This is a genomic window from Nocardia aurantiaca (assembly GCF_009708175.1).
Classification (GTDB): domain Bacteria; phylum Actinomycetota; class Actinomycetes; order Mycobacteriales; family Mycobacteriaceae; genus Nocardia; species Nocardia aurantiaca.
The window spans coordinates 45,846-70,647 of sequence record NZ_WMBB01000009.1 but is presented as its reverse complement, the minus strand read 5'-3'; the positions used below and the strand labels follow the sequence as shown (position 1 = coordinate 70,647).

Annotated in this window: 20 protein-coding genes; 7 read left to right on the top strand and 13 right to left on the bottom strand. The window is 68.1% G+C overall.

Annotated elements, in window-relative coordinates; genetic code table 11:
• Positions 1-23 precede the first annotated feature (23 nt).
• The 4 genes from GLP40_RS19805 to alaS form a co-directional block, all read right to left on the bottom strand.
• On the bottom strand, positions 24-848 hold the full coding sequence (locus GLP40_RS19805) for a shikimate dehydrogenase (protein WP_407671631.1): 825 nt from the start codon (positions 846-848) through the stop codon (positions 24-26).
• On the bottom strand, positions 823-2,328 hold the full coding sequence (gene mltG, locus GLP40_RS19800; protein WP_154789461.1) for an endolytic transglycosylase MltG: 1,506 nt from the start codon (positions 2,326-2,328) through the stop codon (positions 823-825). The genes GLP40_RS19805 and mltG overlap by 26 nt, the downstream gene beginning before the upstream one ends.
• On the bottom strand, positions 2,325-2,849 hold the full coding sequence (gene ruvX / locus GLP40_RS19795) for a Holliday junction resolvase RuvX (protein WP_328290480.1): 525 nt from the start codon (positions 2,847-2,849) through the stop codon (positions 2,325-2,327). The genes mltG and ruvX overlap by 4 nt, the downstream gene beginning before the upstream one ends.
• Positions 2,850-3,068: 219 nt before the next feature.
• Positions 3,069-5,735, bottom strand: coding sequence for an alanine--tRNA ligase (gene alaS / locus GLP40_RS19790; RefSeq protein ID WP_328290410.1), 2,667 nt, complete (start codon positions 5,733-5,735; stop codon positions 3,069-3,071).
• A 77-nt stretch (positions 5,736-5,812) separates the two neighbouring features.
• Here alaS and GLP40_RS34880 point away from each other — a divergent pair, with 77 nt between their 5' ends.
• Positions 5,813-6,466: a CatB-related O-acetyltransferase gene (locus GLP40_RS34880; protein WP_407671640.1), complete on the top strand. Its 654-nt coding sequence runs from the start codon at positions 5,813-5,815 to the stop codon at positions 6,464-6,466.
• Positions 6,467-6,548: 82 nt separating this feature from the next.
• On the opposite strand, the gene GLP40_RS19780 is transcribed toward GLP40_RS34880, so the two are convergent.
• Positions 6,549-7,907 (bottom strand): replication-associated recombination protein A, encoded by a 1,359-nt coding sequence (locus tag GLP40_RS19780; protein WP_407671629.1) that lies wholly within the window; start codon positions 7,905-7,907, stop codon positions 6,549-6,551.
• An 84-nt stretch (positions 7,908-7,991) separates the two neighbouring features.
• On the bottom strand, positions 7,992-9,161 hold the full coding sequence (locus tag GLP40_RS19775; protein ID WP_154789459.1) for a phosphotransferase family protein: 1,170 nt from the start codon (positions 9,159-9,161) through the stop codon (positions 7,992-7,994).
• Positions 9,162-9,518: 357 nt separating this feature from the next.
• Here GLP40_RS19775 and GLP40_RS19770 point away from each other — a divergent pair, with 357 nt between their 5' ends.
• Entirely contained in the window at positions 9,519-10,406 is an 888-nt protein-coding gene (locus GLP40_RS19770) for a DUF2189 domain-containing protein (protein WP_230329742.1), read from the top strand.
• 70 nt (positions 10,407-10,476) lie between these two features.
• Here the strand turns inward: GLP40_RS19770 and aspS are convergent, their stop codons facing one another.
• Positions 10,477-12,270 (bottom strand): aspartate--tRNA ligase, encoded by a 1,794-nt coding sequence (gene aspS / locus GLP40_RS19765; RefSeq protein WP_328290408.1) that lies wholly within the window; start codon positions 12,268-12,270, stop codon positions 10,477-10,479.
• Positions 12,271-12,866: 596 nt separating this feature from the next.
• Here aspS and ypfJ point away from each other — a divergent pair.
• Positions 12,867-13,787: a KPN_02809 family neutral zinc metallopeptidase gene (gene ypfJ / locus GLP40_RS19760; protein ID WP_154789457.1), complete on the top strand. Its 921-nt coding sequence runs from the start codon at positions 12,867-12,869 to the stop codon at positions 13,785-13,787.
• 255 nt (positions 13,788-14,042) lie between these two features.
• Positions 14,043-14,486 (top strand): hypothetical protein, encoded by a 444-nt coding sequence (locus tag GLP40_RS19755; protein WP_328290407.1) that lies wholly within the window; start codon positions 14,043-14,045, stop codon positions 14,484-14,486.
• A 10-nt stretch (positions 14,487-14,496) separates the two neighbouring features.
• On the opposite strand, the gene GLP40_RS19750 is transcribed toward GLP40_RS19755, so the two are convergent.
• From GLP40_RS19750 to GLP40_RS19735, 4 genes are all read right to left on the bottom strand, one after another.
• Positions 14,497-15,576 carry a 2-oxoacid:ferredoxin oxidoreductase subunit beta gene (locus GLP40_RS19750; protein WP_154789455.1) on the bottom strand — a complete coding sequence of 360 codons (1,080 nt, stop codon included), beginning with the start codon at positions 15,574-15,576 and terminating at the stop codon, positions 14,497-14,499.
• A complete protein-coding gene (locus GLP40_RS19745) occupies positions 15,576-17,540 on the bottom strand; it encodes a 2-oxoacid:acceptor oxidoreductase subunit alpha (RefSeq protein ID WP_230329741.1) in 1,965 nt (654 codons plus the stop codon). The genes GLP40_RS19750 and GLP40_RS19745 overlap by 1 nt, the downstream gene beginning before the upstream one ends.
• Before the next feature lie 106 nt (positions 17,541-17,646).
• Entirely contained in the window at positions 17,647-18,663 is a 1,017-nt protein-coding gene (locus tag GLP40_RS19740; RefSeq protein ID WP_328290406.1) for an Rv2578c family radical SAM protein, read from the bottom strand.
• A 31-nt stretch (positions 18,664-18,694) separates the two neighbouring features.
• On the bottom strand, positions 18,695-19,681 hold the full coding sequence (locus tag GLP40_RS19735; RefSeq protein WP_154789454.1) for an NAD-dependent epimerase/dehydratase family protein: 987 nt from the start codon (positions 19,679-19,681) through the stop codon (positions 18,695-18,697).
• A 125-nt stretch (positions 19,682-19,806) separates the two neighbouring features.
• Between GLP40_RS19735 and GLP40_RS19730 the strand changes: the two genes are divergently transcribed.
• Entirely contained in the window at positions 19,807-20,136 is a 330-nt protein-coding gene (locus tag GLP40_RS19730; protein WP_154789453.1) for a type VII secretion target, read from the top strand.
• Complete coding sequence (locus GLP40_RS19725; protein WP_154789452.1) at positions 20,133-21,668, top strand: hypothetical protein; 1,536 nt, start codon at positions 20,133-20,135, stop codon at positions 21,666-21,668. Before GLP40_RS19730 ends, GLP40_RS19725 begins: the two co-directional genes overlap by 4 nt.
• A gap of 142 nt (positions 21,669-21,810) precedes the next feature.
• Here GLP40_RS19725 and GLP40_RS19720 read toward each other — a convergent pair whose 3' ends face one another.
• A complete protein-coding gene (locus GLP40_RS19720; protein ID WP_154789451.1) occupies positions 21,811-22,560 on the bottom strand; it encodes an SDR family oxidoreductase in 750 nt (249 codons plus the stop codon).
• A gap of 247 nt (positions 22,561-22,807) precedes the next feature.
• On the opposite strand from GLP40_RS19720, the gene GLP40_RS19715 reads away from it, so the two are divergent.
• Positions 22,808-23,680 (top strand): TIGR03619 family F420-dependent LLM class oxidoreductase, encoded by an 873-nt coding sequence (locus GLP40_RS19715; RefSeq protein ID WP_154789450.1) that lies wholly within the window; start codon positions 22,808-22,810, stop codon positions 23,678-23,680.
• On the opposite strand, the gene GLP40_RS19710 is transcribed toward GLP40_RS19715, so the two are convergent.
• On the bottom strand, positions 23,681-24,682 hold the full coding sequence (locus GLP40_RS19710; protein WP_328290405.1) for a malate dehydrogenase: 1,002 nt from the start codon (positions 24,680-24,682) through the stop codon (positions 23,681-23,683).
• Between the last annotated feature and the right edge of the window lie 120 nt (positions 24,683-24,802).

The window sequence follows — 24,802 nt, the reverse complement described above, 5'->3', positions numbered from 1 at the left end:
TCGGTCCGGCGCGCAGAGGAAGATCAATCCCGCAGTGCCGCGGCCATTTCGGCGCGCGGGGCGGGCCTGCCGGTGAACTGCTCGACCTGGCCGTACGCCTGGTTCAGCAGCATCTCCAGGCCACTGACGACGGTATTGCCCGCCCGCGCGACCGCTTCCGCGAGCGGCGTCGGCCACGGGTTGTAGATGGCGTCGAGCACCACCGGGGCCACCGCCACCGAATCCGCCACGGCCGCAGCCGCATCGGCGGGAACGGTGCTGACGACGACGTCCACGTCAGAGCAGACGAACAGCAGGCCTTCGGGGTCGAAGCCGAGCACCTCGGCCGACATGCCCAGCTGCTCGGCCAGTTCCAGGGTTTCGGCCGCGCGCCCGCGATCACGGGCCACAATGGTCACGGTGTGCGCGCCCAGGTCGGCCAGCGCCAGCAGCGCCGGGCGGGCGGTGCCGCCCGCACCCAGCACGACGGCGCGGGCAATCTCCCTCACCCCCGCGCCTTCCAGTGCGCCGCGCACCCCGTCCACGTCGGTGCAGTCGGCGCGCCAGCCGGACTCCGTGCGCACCAGGGTGTTCGCCGAGCCGACCAGGACCGCGCGCTCGGTGCGCTCGTCCGCGTATTCGAGGGCCGCGACCTTGTCCGGCATGGTCACCGACAGCCCGACCCATTCCGGGCCGAGTCCGTCGACCAAGCCGGGCAGCTGTTCGGCGGTGCACTCGATGCGCTCGTAGCTCCAGTCCAGGCCGAGCGCCCGGTAGGCCGCCAGATGCAGTTGCGGCGAACGCGAATGCGAGATCGGGCTGCCGAGCACGGCGGCCCTTCGCTTACCGTCCACTATCGAGGATTCCACTCTGCCTGGCCTTTTCGATATTGCGCAGGTGCTCCTGGTAGTTCTCGGTGAACAACGTGGTGCCCTGCTTGTCGATGGTCACGAAGTACAGCCACGGGCCGGGCGCCGGATTCTCCATGGCGCGCATGGCATCCAGCGACGGCGCGGAGATCGGCGTGGCGGGCAGACCGGCCATGGCGTAGGTGTTCCAGGGGGTCTTGCGCGCGCGGTCGGAATCGGTGGTGGCGACCTCGGTCTTGTCGAGGGTGTAGTTGACGGTGGAGTCGAACTGCAGAGGCTGCTGGGCGGCGAGCCGGTTCACGATGACCCGCGCCACCTTCGACATGTCTTGGGGCAGGGCCTCCCGCTCCACCAGCGACGCCGCGATCAGCGTGTCGTAGGGGCTCAGGCCGTTCGCCGCCCCGGACTGCACCAGCCCGGTGGCCTCATAGCTCATGGCGCTCGCGGAAACGAGCTGCTTGAGGATGTCCAGCGCACTGGCACTGGGGTCGAAATCCCAAGTGCCACCGGCGATCAGGCCCTCGAGCTGACGTGAGCGGTCCGGCACCGACTTCACCCGCTCCAGCGCCCATGCCGGCACCCCCAGCACGGCCGGATCGGCGGTCGCCCCGGCCTGATCGAGCTGCTCGTAGGTCACGCACTTGGCGGCGGTGCCGGTGCCGACGCAGCTGGCCTCGGCGATCTTGCGGTAGATGCCGTCCTTACGCGCGCCGGTGGTGACGTCGCTGGAGTCGTGCAGTTGGCGGCCCTCGGAGATGACCACATTGCCGACCCGGGCGTCCTTGGTGAACAGCGCGTTCACCGCTTCGGCGCCCTTGCTGTGGCTCGGGATGGCGTAGTAGCCGGGCTGGACGGAGTTCATGTTCGTATTGCGCACGGCCGCTTCGTAGAACGCGCCACTGCTGGCCACCACACCCTTGTCGGCCATGGTCTGCGCGATCTGCGTCGAGGTGTCGCCGGACTTGATCTGGATGACCACCAGCGGGCCCTGCGGGCCGGAGAAGTCAGCGGGCCCGTTCAGCTTGCCGATGAACTTCCAGCCCGCGAATCCGACTGCGCCGACGAACAATACGGCGAACACGCCCGCGATGACGAACAGGTTGCGGCGGCGCCGCTTGCGCTCGGCCGCTTTCCGCGACGCCATCCGGGATCGCTTGGGCCGCGGGCTCCGGGATCCCGACGACCGGGACTGCGATCGCGTGGCGCGGCGGCCACGGTCGACGCGCTGGGCGCGATCGACGCGCTGGGTAGCGCTGCGGCGCGGTGGTTCGGGCGCGAGCGGGTGCTCGTCGTACTCCTCGCCCTCGTAGTGCTCGTCGTCGAAGTGCTCCTCGTCGTAGTGCTCATCCTCGTAGCGGGGTATGACGGTGGTGTCGTCTTCGTAATCGTCCGCCTCGGACCAATCCAGATCGTCGCGGCGGTAACGCCGTTCGGCGTTCTGCCGGTAGCGTTCCTCGGCCCGCGTCCAGCGGTCGGTCATGCGTCATCACCGCGCGGCTTCAAAAGGGCACTCCGTTCGTCCAACCATCCTTGCAGGATCGACACGGCGGCGGCTTGATCGATGACCTGCCGCTGCCCGCGTGCGCGAACTCCACTGTCTCGCAACGCACGTGCAGCAGACACCGTAGTCAAACGTTCGTCGGAAAGTCGCACCGGCACCGGAGCGATCAGGGCCCGCAAACGACCCGCGAAGGTGGCCGCCAGCTTAGCCGACGAGCCGCTCTCCCCGCGCAATGTGCGGGGCAGACCGACGATCACTTCGACGGCCTCGTACTCCCGCACAATCTCGGCAATTCTGGAGAGATCAGACGCGAGGGTGCCGGGCGCGACCTTCTTCGCGCGCGGCACCGTCTCGACCGGAGTGGCCAGCAGCCCGTCCGGATCGCTGGAGGCGACACCGATGCGCACCGATCCCACGTCGATGCCGATGCGCCGGCCCCGGCCCGGATCCCGCTCGGCACACGGTCGCTCGGATGCGAACCCGCGCCCGTCGGCGGACACGCCGGAGGCCTCGGTCGGAGTCCTGGCAAATCCGGAGGAAAGCCGCGAATCCACCCGTGAGAAGTCGGATTCCGCACCAGCTTCCTCGACTCCGCCCGTGGAAGCGCCCAACTCCGCGGAATACGGCACCGCGGATGCGGCCGCCGAGCGTGAGGTTTCGGATGCGGACCCGGTCCCGCGTGCGGGACCGGATGTGTCGGATGTATCCGATTCGGCCATTTACCCGGCGAGCTCGGCGACCCGCGCGCGCAATGCGGCCAGACCCGCCTCGATGCCCGACGGGTCCGAACCCGCGCCCTGGGCCATCTCGGGTTTGCCGCCGCCCCGGCCGGAAATGGCCGGACCGAACGCGGACACCAGATCCCCGGCCTTGATGCCTAGGTCCTGCGCGGTCTTGGTGACGGCGACGACGAAGGGCACCTTGCCGTCGGCATGGCCGAGCATCACCACGACGGCGGGCTCGGAACCGAAGCGACCCTTGATGTCCGACACCAGGGTGCGCAGATCGCCCGCGCCCACGCCCTGCGGCGCGGCTTCCGCGACCAGAACTACGTTGCCGATACGCCGCGCCCGCTCCACAAAACTTCCGGCGGAGGCAAGGACCGCCGCCATCTTGGTGCGCTCGAGCTCCTTCTCGGCGACCTTCAAACGCTCGACGAGCTGCTCGACACGACCCGGCACCTCGTCGGACGGCACCTTCAGCGAGGAGGCGACACCGGCCAGCAGCGCCCGCTCCTTGGCCAGGTACTTGTAGGAGTCCAGGCCCACGAAGGCCTCCACGCGGCGGATACCCGAACCGACCGACGACTCGCCGAGCACGGTGATCGGGCCGATCTGCGAGGAGTGCTGCACATGGGTGCCACCGCAGAGCTCCATGGAGAACGGTCCGCCGATCTCCACGACCCGCACCTCGTCGCCATAGTTCTCGCCGAACAGCGCCATCGCGCCCATCTTCTTGGCCGAGGTCAGATCGGTGACGAAGGTGTTGACCTGGAAGTCGTCGGCCACCGCGTCGTTGGAGACGGCCTCGATATCGGCCTTCTGCTGCTCGGACAGCGCGCCCTGCCAATTGAAGTCGAAGCGCAGGTAGCCCGGCTTGTTCAGCGAGCCGGCCTGAACAGCGTTGGGCCCCAGCACCTGTCGCAGCGCGGCGTGCACCATGTGGGTGCCCGAGTGGCCCTGCGTCGCGCCGTGGCGCCAGGCCGGATCGACCTGGGCCAGCACCGTGTCACCCTCGGTGAGCTGACCGGCCTCGATGGTGGACTTGTGCACCCACACCCTCTTGGCGATCTTCTGCACGTCGTTGACCTTCACCTTCAGGCCGTGCGAGGAGATGATCGAACCGCGGTCGGCGATCTGGCCACCGGACTCGGCGTAGAGCGGGCTGCGGTCCAGGATCACCTCGACATCCTGCCCGACCTCGGCGACCGGCACCCGGACACCGTCCTTGATCAGGGCCAGGACCGTGGCCTCGGTGGACAGTTCGTCGAAGCCGGTGAACTCGGTCTCGCCGCGGTCCACGAACTCCTTGTAGACGGTGAGGTCGGCGTGCGCGTGCTTGCGCGAGAGCGCGTCCTCCTTGGCCCGCTTGCGCTGCTCGGCCATGAGCGCGCGGAAGCCCTCCTCGTCGACCTGCAGGCCCGCCTCGGAAGCCATCTCCAGGGTCAGGTCGATCGGGAAACCGTAGGTATCGTGCAGCGTGAAGGCGTCCGTGCCGCTGATCTTCTTGCTGCCCTGAGCCCGCATTTCGTCGACGGTCTCGTCGAACAGCTTGGTGCCGGTGTTCAGCGTCTTGAGGAACGCGGCTTCCTCACCGACGGCGACGGTTTCGATGCGCCTGAAGTCGGTGGCGAGCTCCGGGTAGGAGGGAGCCATGAGGTCGGTGACGACCTTGATGAACTCACCCATGACCGGCTTCTCGGCGCCGAGCAGACGGGCCGAACGCACGATGCGGCGCAGCAGGCGGCGCAGCACGTAGCCGCGGCCGTCGTTGCCGGGGTTCACGCCGTCGCCGATCAGCATGGCGGCGGTGCGGGCGTGATCGGCGATGACGCGGAAGCGCACATCGTCGGCGTGCTCCACACCGTAGGAGCGGCCGGTCAGCTCCTCGGCCTTGTTGATGATCGGGCGCAGCAGATCGGTCTCGTAGACATTGTCGACACCCTGCAGCAGGAACGCGACACGCTCGATGCCCATGCCGGTGTCGATGTTCTTCTTGGGCAATGGACCCAGAATCTCGAAGTCGTCCTTGCCGCGCCCGGCGCCCCGCTCGTTCTGCATGAACACGAGGTTCCAGATCTCGAGGTAGCGATCCTCGTCGGCCTCGGGGCCGCCCTCGACGCCGTACTCGGCGCCGCGGTCGAAGTAGATCTCCGAGCACGGGCCGCACGGACCCGGGATGCCCATCGACCAGTAGTTGTCGGCCATGCCGCGGCGCTGGATGCGCTCGTCCGGCACGCCGAGCTCGCGCCAGATCTGCTCGGCCTCGTCATCGTCGAGATAGACGGTGACCCAGAGCTTTTCCGGATCGAAGCCGAAGCCGCCATCCTCGACGGGCTTGGTCAGCAGCGACCAGGCCAGTTCCATGGCCTCGCGCTTGAAGTAGTCGCCGAAGGAGAAGTTGCCCGCCATCTGGAAGAAGGTGTTGTGGCGGGTGGTGACGCCGACGTTCTCGATATCGCCGGTACGGACGCACTTCTGCACGCTGGTCGCGGTACTGAAGGGCGGGGTTTGCTGACCGAGGAAATACGGCACGAACTGGACCATGCCCGCGTTCACGAAGAGCAGGTTGGGGTCGGCCAGGATCAGCGAGGCACTGGGCACCTCGGTATGTCCGGCCTTTACGAAATGCTCCAGGAAGCGCCGTCGAATCTCGTGGGTCTGCACAACCGTCCAGCCTACCGGTCCGAGTCCAGGGAGTTTCCACCCACCACCGGGCGATAGCTACCATCGCCGGAGTGACTGTGATCCCGGACCCATCCCAGCGCTTCCCGCTTCCCCAGGCGCATCGCACCGTCTTCCTCAAACCGCACGTCACCTCGCCGAATATCGTGGTCGGCGACTACAGCTACTTCGACGATCCGGACGCGCCGACGGCCTTCGAGACCAAGAACGTCCTCTACGCCTTCGGGCCGGAGAAGCTGATCATCGGCAAGTACTGCGCCATCGCGAGCAACACCCGCTTCATCATGGCCGGTGCGAACCACGCGACCTCGGGTGTGTCGAGCTTCCCGTTCACCATCTTCGGCGGCGCCTGGGCCGAGGAGACCATGGACCTCATCACCTCGATTCCGTCCAAGGGCGACACGGTCGTCGGCAATGACGTGTGGTTCGGCTACAACACGCTGATCATGCCGGGCGTGCGCATCGGCGATGGCGCGATCATCGCCGCCGGCGCGGTCGTCGCCGCCGATGTGCCGCCCTACACGATCGTGGGCGGCAATCCGGCGCAGGTGGTGAAGCAGCGCTTCTCCGATGCGGATGTGACCCGGCTACTGCGGGCGGCCTGGTGGAACTGGCCGACCGAGCTGATCACCGAGCATGTGCGCGCCATCATGGGCGGCACGCCCGCCGAGATCGAGCGGATCGCCTTCCACAACGAACTGCTCGCGGACTGACCAGCGCCGCAAGCGCATTCGCGGCTATCGGCCGTTTCGGCGGTCGGTGCGATTCGGCGCGCTGCGCACCCGCACGGGAGCGCTATGTGCCACGAACGATGCGGCGGAGTTTGGTGACGCGGGGACCGACTTCGCGTTCGTAGCCGTGATCGGTCGGGTGGTAGTAGTCGACGCCGACCAGTTCGTCGGGCGGATACTGCTGGCCGAGAACGCCGTCCGGATGATCGTGCGGGTACTTGTAGCCCTGGGCGTTGCCGAGCGCCGCGGCGCCCGGATAGTGGCCGTCGCGCAGGTGGGCGGGCACCGCGCCCGCCTTGCCCGCGCGCACATCGGCCATCGCCGCCCCGATGCCCTTGACCACGGCACCCGACTTCGGCGCGGTGGCGATGTGAATCGTGGCCTGGGTCAGGGCCAGCTGCGCCTCCGGCATGCCGACCAGCTGCACCACCTGCGCCGCGGCGACCGCGGTCTGCAGCGCCGTCGGATCGGCCATGCCGACTTCTTCGCTGGCCTGGATCATCAAGCGGCGGGCGATGAATCGCGGGTCCTCGCCGGCGCTGATCATGCGGGCCAGATAGTGCAGCGCGGCGTCGACATCGGAGCCGCGCAGGGATTTGATGAAGGCGCTGATCACGTCGTAGTGCTGATCACCGGCGCGGTCATAGCGCACCGCGGCCTTGTCGACGCTGGCCTCGACCAGCGACACATCGACCGTGCCGTCCAGGGAGGATTCCGCCGAGGCCTCGAGCGCGGTGAGCGAGCGCCTGGCGTCACCGCCCGCAATGCGCACGATGTGGTCGAGCGCGGCATCGGTGACCGTGTACTCCCCCGCCAGCCCGCGCGGATCGGCGATGGCGCGAGCGAGCACCGTGCGAATGTCGTCCGGCGACAAGGACCGCAGCTGCAGCACCAGCGAACGCGACAGCAGCGGCGACACCACGGAGAACGACGGATTCTCGGTGGTCGCCGCGACCAGCAGCACGATCCGGTTCTCCACCGCCGCCAGCAGCGCGTCCTGCTGGGTTTTCGAAAACCGGTGGACCTCGTCGATGAACAGCACGGTCTGTTCACCCCCGGTGAGCCGCCGCCGCGCCACATCGATGACCGCGCGGACCTCTTTCACGCCCGCGGACAGCGCCGACAGCGCCTCGAATCGCCGGCCGGTGGCCTGCGACAGGAGCGAAGCGAGCGTGGTCTTGCCGGTCCCGGGCGGACCGTACAGCAGCACCGACGCGGCCCCCGACCCTTCGATCAGCCGCCGCAGCGGCGAGCCGGGACCGAGCAGATGCTGCTGGCCCACCACCTCGTCGAGAGTGCGCGGCCGCATGCGCACGGCCAGCGGTGCGTATCGATCGTCCCCGCTGGGAATGCGCGCGGCTCCCGTCTCGTAGTCGTCGGATACGGCCTGCGTGCCCGGCGCATCGAACAACCCATCACTCACTCCCAAGACCCTACCGAGCACGTCCGACACATCACGGCGGGCCGGGATCCGCCCTCGAATCCCAGCCCGCCGTGGCGTGGACGATCATTCCTCCCAGCGCTCTTCCAAGGTGGCCGACACGTGTTCGGCGAAGTCGCCGAGAGTGTCGTCGCCGGTGCAGCGGGCGTCCTCGGCGAGGGCTGCCCAGCGGTTGATGAGGGCGGCCGAGCGCGGGATGGACAGGCCGTGCTCGCGGGCCGCGGCGATGCGCGTGTGGTCGGCGGGCAGGAACCAGTAGGTGGACAACCACACCCAGATCAGCCGGGCCTCGAGGATGCGTTCGGCGAGCACATCGTCGTCGGCGAGGGCGGGCCAGACCGCGACCACCTCGGAGCGCCAGGCCTCCACCATCTGGCGGGCGCGTTCACGCGACAGCTCGAAATCGCACAGGCAGCCAGGGAAGGAGACCAGGGCGTAGGCGATATCGAGGGTGGCGTCGCGGAAGCCGCCCCACTCGTAGTCGAGGAACCGCGCGCCCTCGTCATTGAGGATGACATTGTCGGGGCACAGGTCCGAGGGGCTGAAGGCACGGTAGCGCCCGGCGGAGAAGAGCCGGTTGCCGCGCACGATGCGTTCGGCGATCTCGCCCGGCACCTCGATGCCGAGCTCGCGCTGCAACATCACCGGCACCTCGCCGACCGCGGACTCGGCTTGCTGCGCAATGCCGTCCACGCGGTGCACCACATCCACCCGGCGCAGCAGCGCCACGAAGTCCGCCTCGCGGCCGACGGTGGCGGCATGCATGCGACCCAGCGCCTGGGCGAACGCCATGAGCGCATTGCGGCCGGCGGGTTCCGCGCCGGACTGCAGGACCGCGGTGAGAGAGGTGTTCTCGCCGAGGTCGCTGAGAATGAGCAGGCGGTCGGGCAGGCTGTAGCCGAGTAGGTACGCGCCGGGCCGATGGTCACGGCCGAGGGCGGTGGTGAATTGGTAGGACACGGCTTCGCGCAGGAATGCGGAGTCGATGCTGGCGACACCGGGAGCCATGCCCCCGGTGCGCCGCTGCGACGCCGTGCCCGCTACCTGCTTCACGATCAGTGTGCGAGGAAGTGAAAAGGCGTTCTCCGCAACGCGGACACGGAGTACCGTCGTCCTTCCACTGCCGCTGAGTTCCATCGGATCACTCAGCTTTACCGGAGCACCCATTCGCTTTGTGAGCAACTGTTGTGCCGCGGACACGACTTCGGCGGCGCGTTCGGCCAGTAGTGCGGTCATCGGAACCCAAGTTACTCCCGTCAGGTCACTTTCAGCGAGCGGTTGCGCAACCTTTCGCGCGTCGGACGGCGTGTCTTTGTGAAGGGTTTGCCCACACGGCGCTGGTTGCTTGACACAACCAGCACCGTCTAGTTGTCTCATGGTCAACTGCCGTGCGCCACACCGTAAACCGGGAAATGTGAAAGGCTTGCGACCATGACTGGCACGCCGCCCTCCGCACCGTACGACCCCCCCGGCGACCGTCCCGTCGCCGGGGGCGGCGAACCGTATCCACCCCGCGCCGGTCAGCACCAAAACCCCGAGCCCGCACCGGTTTCCGCAGCGTCCGAGCCGGGCCCCGTACACGGCCGACACCAGATGCCGGGACTCGCCGGGTACCCGCAGTTCGACGGACCCGGTGCCGCCCAATACGGCAGCGAGGCCGTGGCGCCCCCGCCCGCGTTCACCCCACCGCCGGGCGCGCCGCGGCCGCCGGCCGGCCACAGCGGCGGGCAGTTGCCGCCGGGGCCGATGCCGCCGGGCAATCCGCCTCCGCCGGGCGGATTCCCGCCGGAGGCGATGCCGCCGACCGCCGGTCCCCCACCCACCGAGCCGGTCCGGCAACAGCCCTATACGCCCCCACGCGAGACCCTCGATGTCGGCGCGGCCCTCACCTACGGCTGGGATCGGTTCCGGCTCAACCCCATTCCCTGGGTGAGCATGGTGCTGATCGGCATGATCTCCTGGCTGGTGGTCACGCTGCTGGTGAGAATCGTTGATGTGCGGTCGCTGTCGGCGGTCGTCCTGCTGTTCGCGGTGGCGTCGCTGGTGGTGTGGTTGCTGCAGGCGGCCATGATCCGCGGCGCGCTCTACGAAACCGACGGGACCCCACCGGATTTCCCGGCCTTCTTCGGATTCGTGAATGCCGGGAATGTGCTCATCACCGCGCTGATCGTGTTCGCGCTCAGCTTCGTGGCGGCCATCGCGTGCCTGTTCCCGGCGGTGATCGTCGGCGTGCTGTGCATGTTCGCGCTGCACTTCGTGATCGATCAGGACCAAAATCCGATCGCCGCAATCCAATCCAGTGTGCGGTTGGTCATCGCCAATGCCCTGCACGTCTCGCTGCTGGCGCTGGCGGTGCTGCTCATCACCGCCATCGGCACTCTGTTCTGCGGTCTGGGTCTGCTGATCGCAGGACCGGTGACCGCCATCAGCACCACCTACGCCTACCGGACACTCACGGGCCGGCTCATCGTCCCGGTCTGACATCCGGAGCAGGACCAGTGCCCTCCGCTGTCGGTGACACCGGAGGGCACTGGTCCTGCGCACGTAGGGGCTACTTGGCGTCGTCCTTGACCGGGTTGCCGTTCGCGTCGAGCTTGGCGTTGAGGCCCGCCTCCTGCCGCTGCTGCAGCGTGATCGGGGTGGGCGCGTCGGTGAGCGGGTCGACCCCGCCGCCGGACTTCGGGAAGGCGATGACCTCGCGGATCGAGTCCACCCCGGCCAGCAACGCGGTGATGCGGTCCCAGCCGAAGGCGATGCCGCCCATGGGCGGAGCGCCGTAGGAGAAGGCGTCGAGCAGGAAGCCGAACTTCTCCTGCGCCTCCTCCTCGCTGATGCCCATCACCTTGAAGACGCGTTCCTGCACGTCGCGGCGGTGGATACGGACCGAACCGCCGCCGATCTCGTTGCCGTTGCAGACGATGTCGTAGGCGTAGGCCAGCGCCGAACCAGGGTCGGCGTCGAAGGTGTCCAGGTGCTCGGGCATGGGCGAGGTGAAGGCGTGGTGCACGGCCGTCCAGGCCGAATGACCCAGGGCCACATCGCCGCTCGCGGTGGCGTCGGCGGCGGGCTCGAACATCGGCGCGTCCACGATCCAGACGAAGGCCCAGGCGTTCTCGTCGATGAGGCCGCAGCGGCGGGCGATCTCGCCGCGGGCCGCGCCCAGCAGCGCCCGGCTGGACTTGGCGTCACCGGCGGCGAAGAAGACGCAGTCGCCCGGCTCCGCGCCGACCTGCTTGGCCAGGCCCTCGCGCTCGGCGTCGGTGAGGTTCTTGGCGACCGGGCCGCCGAGGGTGCCGTCCTCGTTCACGGTGATATAGGCCAAGCCCTTCGCGCCGCGCTGCTTGGCCCACTCCTGCCAGGCGTCGAATTGACGACGGGGCTGGCTCGCGCCGCCCGGCATGACCACCGCACCGACGTAGGGAGCCTGGAACACGCGGAACTGCGTGTCCTTGAAGTACTCCATCATCTCGGTGATCTCGATGCCGAAGCGCAGGTCCGGCTTGTCGGTCCCGAAGCGGCGCATGGCATCGGCGAAGGTCATGTGCGGGATCGGGGTCGGGATCTCGTAGCCGACCAGCTTCCACAGCGCGGTCAGGATGTCCTCGGCCAGCAGGATGACGTCCTCCTGCTCGACGAAGCTCATCTCGATGTCGAGCTGGGTGAACTCGGGCTGGCGGTCGGCGCGGAAGTCCTCGTCGCGGTAGCAGCGCGCGATCTGGTAGTAGCGCTCGATGCCGCCGACCATGAGCAGCTGCTTGAACAGCTGCGGCGACTGCGGCAGCGCGTAGAACTTGCCGGGCTGCAGGCGGGCCGGAACCAGGAAGTCGCGCGCGCCCTCGGGGGTGGAGCGGGTCATGGTCGGGGTCTCGACCTCGACGAAGGCGTGCTTGGCCAGCACGGCGCGGGCGGCCGCGTTCACCTTCGAGCGCAGGCGGATCGCGTGCGCCGGGCCTTCGCGGCGCAGGTCCAGGTAGCGGTACCTGAGTCGGGCCTCCTCGCCGGGCTCGTCGTCGAGCTGGAACGGCAACGGCGCGGCCTCGTTGAGCACCTCGAGCTGGGTCACGTTGACCTCGATGGCGCCGGTCGGCAGATTCGGGTTCTCGCTGCCGGCGGGGCGGTTCTCCACCACGCCGATGACCTTCACGACGAACTCGTTGCGCAGCTTGTGGGCGGCCTCCGCGGGCTCGCCTTCACGGAAGACGGCCTGGGACACACCCGACGCATCGCGCAGATCGATGAAGATCACGCCACCGTGGTCTCGCCGCCGGGCCACCCAGCCGGTGAGGGTGACGGTCTGACCGGCGTGCTCGCTTCGCAGCGAACCAGCCAAGTGGGTGCGCAGCACGGGATTCCTTTCGACGGGTCGAAGCACCCGGTAAGGGTGACCAGGTGCAGACCCATCGTAATGAGGAGCATCCAGACGAGTGAAACCGATATCGATGCGGTGGGTTCAGGCCGGAGATCGATCCGTGCCGGGTCATCATCGATGACCAGCCCATGCCCGATTCGAGCGCGCCTGCGACCTGTCAGGTCGCAGGGAGGCTGCTATCCCTCGGCAACGACACGATCCATACGCCACCCGGCTCTTGCACGCGTCCGGAGCGGCTTCAGCAACGATGCCTGATGGTTATCGACGCCTTCGCCTACGCCTAGCGCGTTCTCGGGGCAATCCTCACCTCAAAGCTGTTGGCACCGTTCATGGTCGAGGGCAGGTAGGGCGTTTCATGCGAGCTCAGCGCTCGATCTGACAACCTGAATGCCGCCGAAAACGCTCTGGATACGCATCTCCTAGCCGTTCAGCGCAGGTGGTTCGGCGATGAGCGCCGCCGATCACAGGCCCTGAAGCAATGTGTGTCGCGCTGGGCGAACTGATAAATTCCGCGTGGAACGGACTTGCCTGGCACACGCGCCGGCTCAGTCAACTCGAGAAGGCGGGCCCCGATGACCTTCAACGAAGGTATGCAGATCGACCCCGACGCAGTCTCATCGCGTGGTCCGGGGATGGGTGGGAAGTTGGTCCTGGGCGGCGGTGCAGGCGGCATCCTGGTGCTCGTCTTGGCACTGTTGTTCGGTGGTGATCCGAGTTCCTTGCTGGGTCAGCTCACAGGAAGTCAGCCGAGTACGAACCCAGCCACCGTCGCTGGTACGCCCTCCCACTGCAAGACGGGCGCGGACGCGAATCGCTACGCCGACTGCCGAGTTGCGCTGACCGCACAGAGCCTCAACGCGGTGTGGGCCGGCCAGCTGTCGGCACAAACCGGCACCACCTTCGTGAAGCCGCAGGTAGTTTTGTTTTCCGGCTCCACCTCGACCGGTTGTGGACAGGCATCGTCTGCTGTGGGCCCTTTCTACTGCCCGGCAGATCGCACCGCCTACTTCGATGTCAGCTTCTTCCAGGAACTCGTCGATCGCTTCGGTTCCAGCGGTGGCCCGCTGGCCCAGGAGTACGTTGTCGCCCACGAGTTCGGCCATCACATCCAGAACCTGCTCGGCGACATCAACCGCGCCCAGCGCGATCCCCAGGGCGCCACCTCCGGCGCGGTCCGTACCGAACTCCAGGCCGACTGCTACGCGGGCGTCTGGGCCTACCACGCCGACAAGCTCCCCGCCCCCGGCTCCACCATCCCCTTCCTGAAGCCGTTGACCGACAACGATATCCGCGATGCGCTGTCCGCCGCGTCGGCCGTCGGCGACGACCACATCCAGAAGGCCGCCACCGGCCGCGTCAACCCCGAGGCCTGGACCCACGGCTCCTCCGAGGAACGCCAGAAGTGGTTTCTCACCGGCTACAAATCCGGCCAGGTCAAAGCCTGCGACACCTTCTCCGCCCGAGACCTCGGCAACCCGCCTGCCCTCCGCTGACTACTACCGGCCCCTGAGCCCCCACGGTCCGGGGACCTCGCCATTTCGATGGTGGGTGCGGCTGTCGGGTCGCTCGCTTCTCGGGGCGAGTCGGCGTGGCACCGCGGGCGGGGAAAGGGTGGGCGGCAAAATCGGCGGCGGCGGGCGCGTGCCCGCAAGGGAATTCGGAGGGTTGCGATGCGAAAAGCCAGGGGCACAGCACGATTCGGGACAACGCGTGGGTGGCGAGCGGCAATAGCCACCGTTCTCTCGGCCGTGACACTCGCGGCCGTGGGCGGATTCGCGGCAGCGGATCCGGCACCGGCTCCGTCGATCGCCATGCTGACCCTGACCGCCATGCCCGCCGGATGGCAGACGCGCACCGATTTGCGTCCAGTGCTGGAGGTCCAGTCGGACGGGCAGGCGGTGAAGCGGGCCGCCGACTCCGCGCAGCCGGTGAACGGCACTGTCCCCGCCGACGTGCTCGACGCGGCGGCCACGGAGATCCGGGCGTTGGCGGCGGTGGATATGGGGACGCCGGAGGCGGCCGACAAGGGCACCTCGATCATCGACTACATGCCGCGGACGCCCGATCAGGACGTGCATCTGATCGTGTACGCGCCCGAACTCAGCGAGGGGCTCAGCGACGAGCAGAAGGCGTCCCGCAAGCGCTTCGACGATCTGTTCCAGCGCTTGCTGAACGCCTTCACTCCGGCGTAGCCGCGAAAACTCAGCCGACCGTCCAGGTTTCGCGTCCGGTGAGCAGCTCCTGCAGCGAGTTCTCGCTCACCGGTCTGCGTTCGGCGGCGATGCTCTGCTGGGCGCGGACGCCGTCGTCGTAGGTGGGGCGGGAGACGCTGCGGAAGATACCGGTCACGACGTGGGTGAGGTCCTGATCGGACAGCCGCGACAGGGCGTAGGCGTACTCGGGGTGGTCGGTGTAGGCGTCGTGAACGATGATGTCGGCCTCGGCGACACTGTCGGCGCGCGCCACCCGCAGGCCGAAACCGTCACGGACCACGGCGAATTCGCCATCGGCGCCGAAGCGGATGGGCTGGTCGTGCTGGAGCCGGATCAGATGGGATTCGGCATTCTCACGGCGCAGGGCGTCGAAGGAGCCGTCGTTGAAGATCGGGCAATCCTGCAGGATCTCGACGAACGAGGTGCCGCGGTGCTCGGCTGCGGCACGCAGCACCTCGGTGAGCCCTGCCCGGTCGGAATCCAGGGCTCGGGCGGCGAAGGTGGCCTCGGCGCCCAGCGCCACCGACAGGGTGTTGAACGGATGGTCGACCGAACCCATCGGGGTGGACTTGGTGACCTTGCCGATTTCCGAGGTCGGCGAGTACTGGCCCTTGGTGAGGCCGTAGATCCGGTTGTTGAACAACAGGATCGTCATGTTCACATTGCGGCGCAGCGCGTGGATGAGGTGATTGCCGCCGATGGACAGGGCGTCACCGTCACCGGTCACCACCCAGACCGACAGGTCCGGCCGGGTCACCGCCAAGCCGGTGGCGATCGCCGGGGCACGGCCGTGGATGGAGTGGATCCCGTACGCCTCCAGGTAGTACGGGAACCGGCTCGAGCAGCCGATGCCGGAGACGAACATGAGGTTCTCACGCTCGAGCCCCAGGTCGGCCAAGAAGCCGCGCACGGTGGCGAGAATGACATAGTCGCCACACCCGGGACACCAGCGCACCTCCTGGTCGGAGGTGTAGTCCTTCACCTTCTGCGGCCGGTGGGCCCGCGGCACGCCGGACAGTCCGGTGAGCCCGAGATCGGTACCCACGAGCGGGTTTTCGAGAATGGTCATCAGTTGCCCCCTGGGGTGCGGTAGGTCGCCCGCGCACGAGCGGCGAAAGCCTTGGCCTGCTCCATCTCCGCGATGGAGCCGTCCAGGGCCGCGTCGATGACGCCGACCAGTTCCTGTGCTTGGAAGGCGGTGCCGGCGATCTTGGTCCACGGCTGCACGTCGACCAGGTAGCGGGCGCGCAGCAGCATGGCCAGCTGGCCGCCGTTCATCTCCGGGCAGACCACGGTGCGGTACCGGCGCAGCACGTCACCGAGGTTGGGAGGGAAGGGATTCAGGTGCCGCAGATGCGCCTGCGCCACCGGCACCCCGCGCCGCCGCGCCCGACGGCACGCCTCCCCGATCGGCCCGTAGGAGCTGCCCCAGCCGATGAGCAACAGCTCGGCGCGGTCGCCCGGATCGCCCACCTCGAGCTCCGGCACCGCGATGCCGTCGATCTTGGCCTGCCGGATCCGCACCATGAGCTCGTGATTGGCCGGGTCGTAGGAGATATTGCCGCTGCCGTCGGCCTTCTCCAGCCCGCCAATGCGGTGGGCGCGGCCGACCGTGCCGGGCACGGCCAGCGGACGGGCCAGGGTCTCCGGATCGCGGGCGTACGGCTGGAACGAATCCCCGTCCGCGCCAGCGGGTTCGAATCCCGGATCGATCGGGGCCAGCTGCGAGACCTGCGGAATCGCCCACGGCTCGGAGCCATTGGCGATGGCGCCGTCGGACAGCAGCAGCACCGGCGTGCGGTAGGTCACGGCGATGCGGGCGGCCTCGACGGCGGCGTCGAAGCAGTCCGCGGGCGATCGCGGTGCGACGATCGCCACCGGCGATTCGCCATTGCGGCCGTAGAGCGCCTGCAACAGGTCCGCCTGCTCGGTCTTGGTGGGCAGGCCCGTGGAGGGGCCGCCGCGCTGCACATCGACGATGACCAGCGGCAGCTCGGTCATGACGGCCAGGCCGATGGTCTCGCTCTTGAGCGCCAGGCCGGGTCCTGACGTACTGGTCACCCCGAGCGCCCCGCCCAGGGCAGCGCCCAGCGCCGCACCGATTCCGGCGATCTCGTCCTCGGCCTGGAAGGTGGTGACGCCGAAGTTCTTATGTTTGCTCAGTTCGTGCAGGATGTCCGACGCCGGGGTGATCGGGTAGGTGCCCAGGAAGACCGGCAGCCCGGACAGCTGCCCGGCGGTGACGATGCCGTAGGCGAGCGCGGTGTTCCCGGTGATCTGCCGATAGGTGCCGCGCGGCAGTGTCGCGGGGGCTACCTCATAGGTGGTGGCGAAGGCCTCGGTGGTTTCGCCATAATTCCAGCCTGCCCGGAATGCGAGGATGTTTGCTTCGGCGATGTCGGGCGTGGCCGCGAATTTCTCCCGCATGAACTGTTCGGTGCCGCCGATGGGCCGCCCGTACATCCAGGACAGCAAGCCCAGCGCGAACATATTCTTGGCGCGCTGCCCATCCTTTTTTCCCACACCGGTCGGTTCGGTTGCCCCGAGAGTCAGGGAGGTCATGGGCACCCTGTGCACCACGAAATCGGTCAGCGTGTCATCGGTGAGCGGATCACCGGCATAGCCGACCTTGGCGAGATTACGTTTGGTGAATTCATCAGTGTTGACGATGACCGTCGCGCCGCGGGCCAAATCCTCCAGATTCGCCTTCAGCGCAGCGGGATTCATAGCGACAAGGACGTCCGGCTGGTCACCGGCGGTCAGAATATCGTAGTCGGCGATCTGGATCTGAAACGACGACACGCCGGGCAACGTGCCCTGCGGCGCGCGGATTTCCGCGGGGAAATTCGGCTGGGTGGCAAGGTCGTTGCCGAAGGCGGCGGCCTCATGGGTGAAACGGTCACCGGTGAGCTGCATACCATCACCGGAGTCGCCCGCGAAGCGGATGACGACCCTTTCCAGTTTCTCGACCGCCAATTTCTCTGTGGCGCCGCCGTTTCCGGCTGCCACAGAGTCGTCATGCTGCGAAACCATGCGCGTGCATCACTTCCTCGTCAGGTGTGAGGTATCAACGCCAAACTACTCCGCAATATTCGCGACACACCCGCGAAGCGCAATGGTTTCGATGAAAGAATCGCCGTCAGGCGAACAACGCCAGCTGCGGATCGGGCGTGTGCGATTCGGCGGCGCGGACCTTGGGCTCGGCCGGCCGATCGCGGTTCAAACGGTGTTTCTCCAGCAACGGCTCGATGCGGCCGCGTAGCCACGCAGAATACTCCGGTGTCACCGAAGTACCCCGACCATACAGTTGCCGGTAGCGCCGCATCAGCGCCGGGTGAGCCTCGGCCAGCCAGTTGAGGAACCAGCCGCGGGTGGACCCGCGCAGATGCATCGGGAAGGCCGTGACCCCGGCGGCCCCCGCCTCGGCGATGGCGGCGAAGAGCTCGTCCAGATGCGTGTTGGAGTCGGTGAGGTACGGAATGATCGGCGCCACCATGACATTCACCGCGAATCCGGCCTCGGCCAGAGCGCGCACCAGCTCGAGCCTCGCCCGCGGCGACGGGGTGCCCGGTTCGAGCCCCCTGTGCAGGTCGAGGTCCAGAATGGCGATGGACACGGCCAGATGCACCGGCACCTGCCCGGCGGCCTGGACGAGCAGCGGGAGATCCCGCCGCAGCAGCGTGCCCTTGGTGAGAATGGAGAACCCGGTGCCGGACTCCGCGAGGGCGGAGATGATGCCCGGCATGAGCCGGTAGCGACCCTCGGCACGCTGATAGGGATCGGTATTCGTGCCCAGCGCCACCGATTCCCGGCGCCAGGAGCGCCTGTGCAGCTCGCGCCGCAACACGGGAACCACATTGGTCTTGACCACGATCTGGGAGTCGAAATCGGCCCCCGCGTCCAGGTCGAGGTACTCGTGCGTGCCGCGGGCGAAGCAGTAGCGGCACGCGTGCGAGCACCCGCGCATGGGATTGATGGTCCAGTTGAACGGCAGGGCGCCGCTGTCCGGCACCCGGTTCAGGGCACTCTTGCAGAGCACCTCGTGAAACGTGATGCCCTCGAACTCGGGCGTCTGTACGCTGCGTACGAAACCCGCACGTTCGAGCCCGGGCAGCGCGCCGTCATCGGCGCCGAGGGTTTGCCTTTGCCAACGCACCACCCCAGTCGAACATGCGTTCTAACGACTGTCAAGCAATCTTCTGCGTGTCGGCCTCGATCGGATGCCCGTTGTAGAAGGCGACCAGATCACGAATGGTCTGCTCGGCCGGACGCGGGAGGTAGCCCAGTTCCTCGGCGGCCTTGGTGCGCTCGACGATCGGCGCGGACAGCAGCGCGCCCATGGCCGCCCTGGAGATGCGATCGCTGCCCAGCGCGCGGGCGACGGGCTCCATGACCGGCATGCACGCGTTGATGACCTTGGCCGGAATCGCGAAGGCGGGCTTCATTTTTCCATTGACCTCCGCCGCGGTGCGGGTGGCCTGGAACATATCGGTGAAGTGACCGCCGAGCAGGTAGTTCTCACCGGTGCGGCCGCGCTCGCCGGCGAGAATCAGCCCCTTGGCGACGTCGCGTACGTCGACCAGGTCGAAGCCGCCGCTGATCATGACCGGCACCCGGCCGCGCGCGGCGTCCCACAGGGTCTGGTTGATGCGCGAGGCGGTGTTGTCGATCGGGCCGTACACACCGGTCGGGTTGCAGACAACCGCGTCCAGGCCCTTGTCGATGACCTTGCGCAGCTCGATCTCGCCCTGCCACTTCGAGCGGTCGTACACCGGCAGGTCCGGGTCGCTGGATCGCGGCGAACGCTCGTTGATGCGGCCGCCACAGGAGTACTGGTTGAACGCGTGAATGGAGCTGGTGTGCACCATGCGCCGCACGCCGACCTCGCGCGCGGCGTCGGCGACCACGCGCACACCCTCGGTGTTGACCCGCCAGGCGAGGTCGTTCTTGTGGGCCAGGGTGATGAGCGCGACCAGGTGGTAGACCACCTCGGCCCCGTCCAGCGCCGAACGCATGGACACCGGGTCCAGCACGTCACCATTGATCCAGGTGACACCGGCCTGGCTCGCACCCGCGACCCGGTCGATGGCGGTGACCTCATGACCGCGATCCGTAAGCAGGCGAAGCAAATTGGTGCCAAGGAACCCGGCAGCGCCGGTGACTGCGACCTTCATGGTGATGAGAATATAGAACTTGTTCTAATTTGCAACAACGGTGTGGGCGCGCACGCCACGCCGGGCCGGACCCTCGATCGGATATATTCGGCATCCGCATGGCCATGACGACAGGGGGGCTCACAATGGCCGAATTCTCGGTCGACATCGGCGCGGTCCGCACCTTCGCCGCGAGGCAGGACGGCGTCGCCGCCGACATCGCCACCCAGGGTGGACTCGACACGGTATCCCATGTCGCGGCCATGACTCCGGTCTTCGGGCTCATCGGCGCGGATTTCCTGGCCAGTTTCGCGGTCGCGGAACTTCTGCACGATCGCGACATCAACGCCCTCTCGGCCCGCTTCGGCACGATCGGCCGGGCCGCCTCCGGCTCGGCCGCCGCCTACGACGCCACGGACACCGAATTCGCCGCAGGTCTCGGCGCGATCGCCGGCCAGATCGGCGAGCGGGCATGACGCCGGTGGACTCCGGCGTCATCGGCGCCATCCACCCGGCCGGTCCCGGCACTACCGCGAGGGGAGTCGACAGCGTGACCGTCCGCTCGTCCGGCCCGATCCCCGATCTCCCGCTGGGCACCCTGCCCGCCGAGGTGCCGTCATTCCAGCCGCCCGCATTCGCGCTGGCGCGCAAGGAGTTCGAGCAGGGCGGGCCGCCGTTCACCGGGCGCACGCCCGGTGGCCTCACCGGCGGGGCACCGACCGATGAGACCGTGGCCGGAACGCTCGGGAGCGCCGTCGCACCCGCGTTCGACGGCGCGCTCTCGGCCGCCCAGGAGGCGCTCGATACCGCCCGGACCGTCCTCGGTGACGCGCAAGCGGCGCTGAACGGAGTACCCGACGCATTGAACGCCGCCCAGGCCGCGTTCGCCCGGACAGCCGCGAATCCCGCATCCGCGCTGCCGCCCCTGCCCGCCGATCCTGTCGGCGATCTCATGCGTGGTCTGGCACTGCCCGCGATTCCCGGGCTGGACGCGCTGTTCGAACCGTTCCTGGAGCTGCTGCAGAGCTTCGGCACCGGCGCGCTGGGTCAGCTGAATCCGGCCATCCTGCTTTCCACGGGTTCGGAGTTCATCGAGTCCGCTGTCCAGGTGGGCGGCGGCGCGCTGAAGACGGTCGAATTCCTGTGGCGGGGCAAGGCTTCCCAGAGCGCGCGGGAATCGGGCAGGCAAGCCGAGAACCACGGCCAGGACACCACCCAGCGCGGCTTCGACCTGTCGGCCATCACCACTCGGGCCGCAGCCGTCGTGCGGCGGGGCAATATCCAGCTCACCGCTATCGCACAGGCCTTCGCCGCCGAGGCGACAGCGCTGGCCCCGGTGATCCTCACCCCGATCGGACAGACCACCTTGATCGCCTCGGCCACCCGCCACCTCGGCGAGGCCGTCACGGTCGTCAATGCCACGCACGGCGAGCTGTCGGTCTACACCGCGCGGGTGCAGGGCATCATCGGCCAACTGCTCGGTCAGGGCGGCGGCCCGGATCCGGCCGAGGTCGCGCAGTTCCTCGCCCAGAATGTCGGAGAGTCGATCCTCGAACAGGCCAAGAGCCTGCTCGACAGTGGTCTCCAGACAGCCACTGCGATGCGGCCCCAACCCGGGAAGGCCGATCCGAACGTCGGCGGTCTGCCGGACACCGCCAACGCGGGCGTCGGCGGGGGCGGAGGAGGCATCGGAGGCGGTGCCGGTGGTCTCGGCAGCGGTCGGCCCTCCGCACCCGGTGGACCCGGCTCCTCGATTCCGGGCGGGACGGTTGTCAACCCCGCCGATCCGTTCGGCGCGGGCATGGCGAACGTGTCCGGTATGAGTGGTCCCGCGGGTTCCAGCTTCATGGGCTCCCCCGCCACGGCAGGCGCGGGCCAGGGCCGTGCGGCCCGGCAGGGCCGCACCGTCCAGCCGCACCAAAGTACGTCGGCGGAAAGCGAACTCACGGGCAATCTGGGCATGTTCGCCCCGGGCGTCATCGGTCGGACCGAGGAGGCCGAGCGGTAGGAGGCACTGTCTGCGGACAGCGCAATGCCGCGGTGATCGGGTCGGGTACCCCGGTCACCGCGGCATCGGTGGAGGCCGAAATGCGGCTGTACACCCCGCGGGCTCGGCCACCGTTCAGGGCGCGGTCGCGCGCCGCGGTGGGTTACACCACGGTCGGTCGCGTCTGCGCGTCGATGCCACCGTCGATGACGAACTGGGCGCCATGAATGAATCCGGCCTGAGGGCTGACCAGATAGGCGATGAGGGAGGCGATCTCCTCAGGCTTGCCATTGCGGCCAATGGGCGCCACGAAGTTGCGGATGGCCTCACCGTAGCGGGGGTCGTCCAAACCGGCCTGCAGCAGCGGGGTTTCGACGCTGCCGGGGGCGACGGTGTTGAGGCGCACGCCTGCGGCGCCCCACTCGACGGCGCGCTCGCGCACGGCCACGGTGACGGCGTTCTTGGAGGACGCGTAGGCGTAGTGCCCCGCGAAATCGCCGGCCCGGGCGAAGGCCTCGGCCTCGTTGCCCTTGGCGATCGGGTTGTCCTCCCACTTGATCTGGGTGGAGGCCACCGACGAAACCACCACGGCCGCAGGGTTTTCGCCCTTGCGCAGGGCGGGCAGCAGGGCGTCGAGCAAGGCCACGGTGGCCCGGTAGTTGATCTCCACCACCAGGTTCGGGTCGGGCACCTGGGGGCCGACGCCCGCGCACAGCACCACACCGTCCAGCACTCCCCCGGACCGCTCCAGGATCTCCTCGACCGCGGCCGCACGCGCCGCGGGATCGGCGAGGTCGACGGTGATGTCGGCGTTGCGCAGGTCGATGCCGATGATGTGGTGCCCGGCGGCACGAAGGGCGGCGGCGGTGGCCGCGCCGATGCCCGAGCCGGCGCCTGTGATGGCGATCGTCATAACGCGATTAGAACAAGATCCAGTGAACTGGACAAGACCATCGGGATTGACATCTCAGCCACCGGGACGGCTACAACCGGGCGGACCAGCGCTGCGATACGACAGGTGAGCACCCGCTGTGCGATCGGTGCGGGGTGGGCGCGGATCGCTCGTTCGGCTGCCGTTCCCGCGAGCGCCCCGCTAGCATCAGCTTCAGAACTAGAATGTGTTCTAGTTGTCGCACTGCTCACTGTCGAGAGGATGATCGATGCGCTTCACCTACGCGGAGGCGATGACCAACCCGGATTACTACATCCCCCTCGCGCAGGCCGCGGAGGCCGCCGGGTTCCACAGCATCACCGTGGCCGACAGCATCGCCTACCCCGCCGAGTCGGACTCCAAGTACCCGTACACCGCCGACGGCAATCGCGAGTTCCTGGACGGCAAGCCGTTCATCGAGACCTTCGTGTTGTCGGCCGCCATCGCCGCGGCCACCACCACATTGCGGATGACCCCGTTCGTGCTCAAACTGCCCATCCGCCCGCCGGTGCTGGTGGCCAAGCAGGCCAGTTCCCTGGCCCGCCTGAGCAACAACCGCTTCGCCCTGGGTGTGGGCATCAGCCCGTGGCCGGAGGACTTCCAGATGATGGGTGTCCCGTTCGAGCGCCGCGGCAAGCGCCTGGACGAGTGCATCGAGATCGTGCGCGGCCTGTCCAGCGGCGAGTACTTCGAGTACCACGGCGAGTTCTACGACATCCCGAAGATCAAGCTCACCCCCGCCCCGACCGAGCCGCTGCCGATCCTGGTCGGCGGCCACAGCGATGCCGCGCTGCGCCGCGCGGTGCGGCTGTGCGACGGCTGGATGCACGCCGGCGGTAAGGGCGAGGACCTTGACAAGTACCTCGCACGCATCGATGAATTGCGCAGTGAGCGTGACAATCCGGGCGAGTTCGAGATCCACGCTGTCTCGCGGGACGGCTACACCCCGGATGGGGTGAAGCGGCTCGAGGAGAAGGGCATCACCGATCTGATCGTCGGCTTCCGCAACTCCTACGCCATGGAGCACGATACGGAGTCACTGGAGGAGAAGATCGTCAAGATCAAGTGGTACGGCGAGAACGTGATCGACAAGCTGAGCTGATCAGGACCGCTTGGCGTACCCCAGATCGATCACGGCATCGCGCTCGCCCACGAGCTCGGCGACGCTGTGATCGATTCGAGTGCGGGCGAATTCGCCGATCTCCAGGTCCGGGACGACGGCGTACTCACCGCGGCTGCAGGTCACCGGGAACGAGCTGATGAGGCCCTCGGGCACGCCGTAGGACCCGTCCGAGGGCACCGCCATCGACGTCCAGTCGCCGGGCGCGGTGCCCAGCACCCAGTCGTGGATGTGATCGATGGCGGCGCTGGCCGCGCTCGCGGCGGACGACGCGCCTCGCGCCTTGATGATGGCGGTGCCGCGCTGCTGCACGGTCGGAATGAAATGGTCGGTCACCCAGGCGCTGTCGTCGATCACCTCGAGCGCGGAGCGCCCGCGGACCGTCGCATGGGTGAGATCCGGGTACTGTGTCGCGGAGTGGTTGCCCCACACGATGATCCGCGCGATATCGGCGGCCGCCGCGCCGGTCTTCTCGGCCACCTGCGCGATCGCGCGATTGTGGTCGAGCCGGGTGAGGGCGGTGAACCGCCCGGCGGGCACGTCGGGCGCATTGCTCATGGCGATGAAGGCATTGGTATTGGCCGGATTACCGACCACCAGCACCCGGATGTCTTCGGCCGCGTTGGCATTGATAGCCGCGCCCTGATCGGTGAAGATGGGCCCGTTGGCGGCCAGCAGATCCGACCGCTCCATTCCCGCGGTCCGCGGTCGCGCCCCCACCAGGATGGCGATGTTGGCCCCGTCGAAGCCGATCCACGGGTCATCGGAGATGTCGATGCCGGCCAGCAGCGGGAAGGCCCCGTCCTCGAGCTCCATGGCCACGCCTTCGAGCGACCCGACGGCGGCCGGAGTCTCCAGCAGCCGCAACCGCACCGGCGTGTCGGACCCGAGCAGTGCTCCCGACGCGATTCGGAAGAGCAACCCGTAGGCGATCTGCCCGGCGGCTCCGGTCACGGTGACGGTCACTGGCGCGGCATTGCTCACGACGATCTCCTCGCGATGGCGGCTAGGTCCGTTTTCACCCTAGCCAGCCTCACACCGCCCGTCCGTGTCGTGAGCAGCACGTGAGCAATCAGACACCGTGGCCGGTGGCGAATCCGCCTC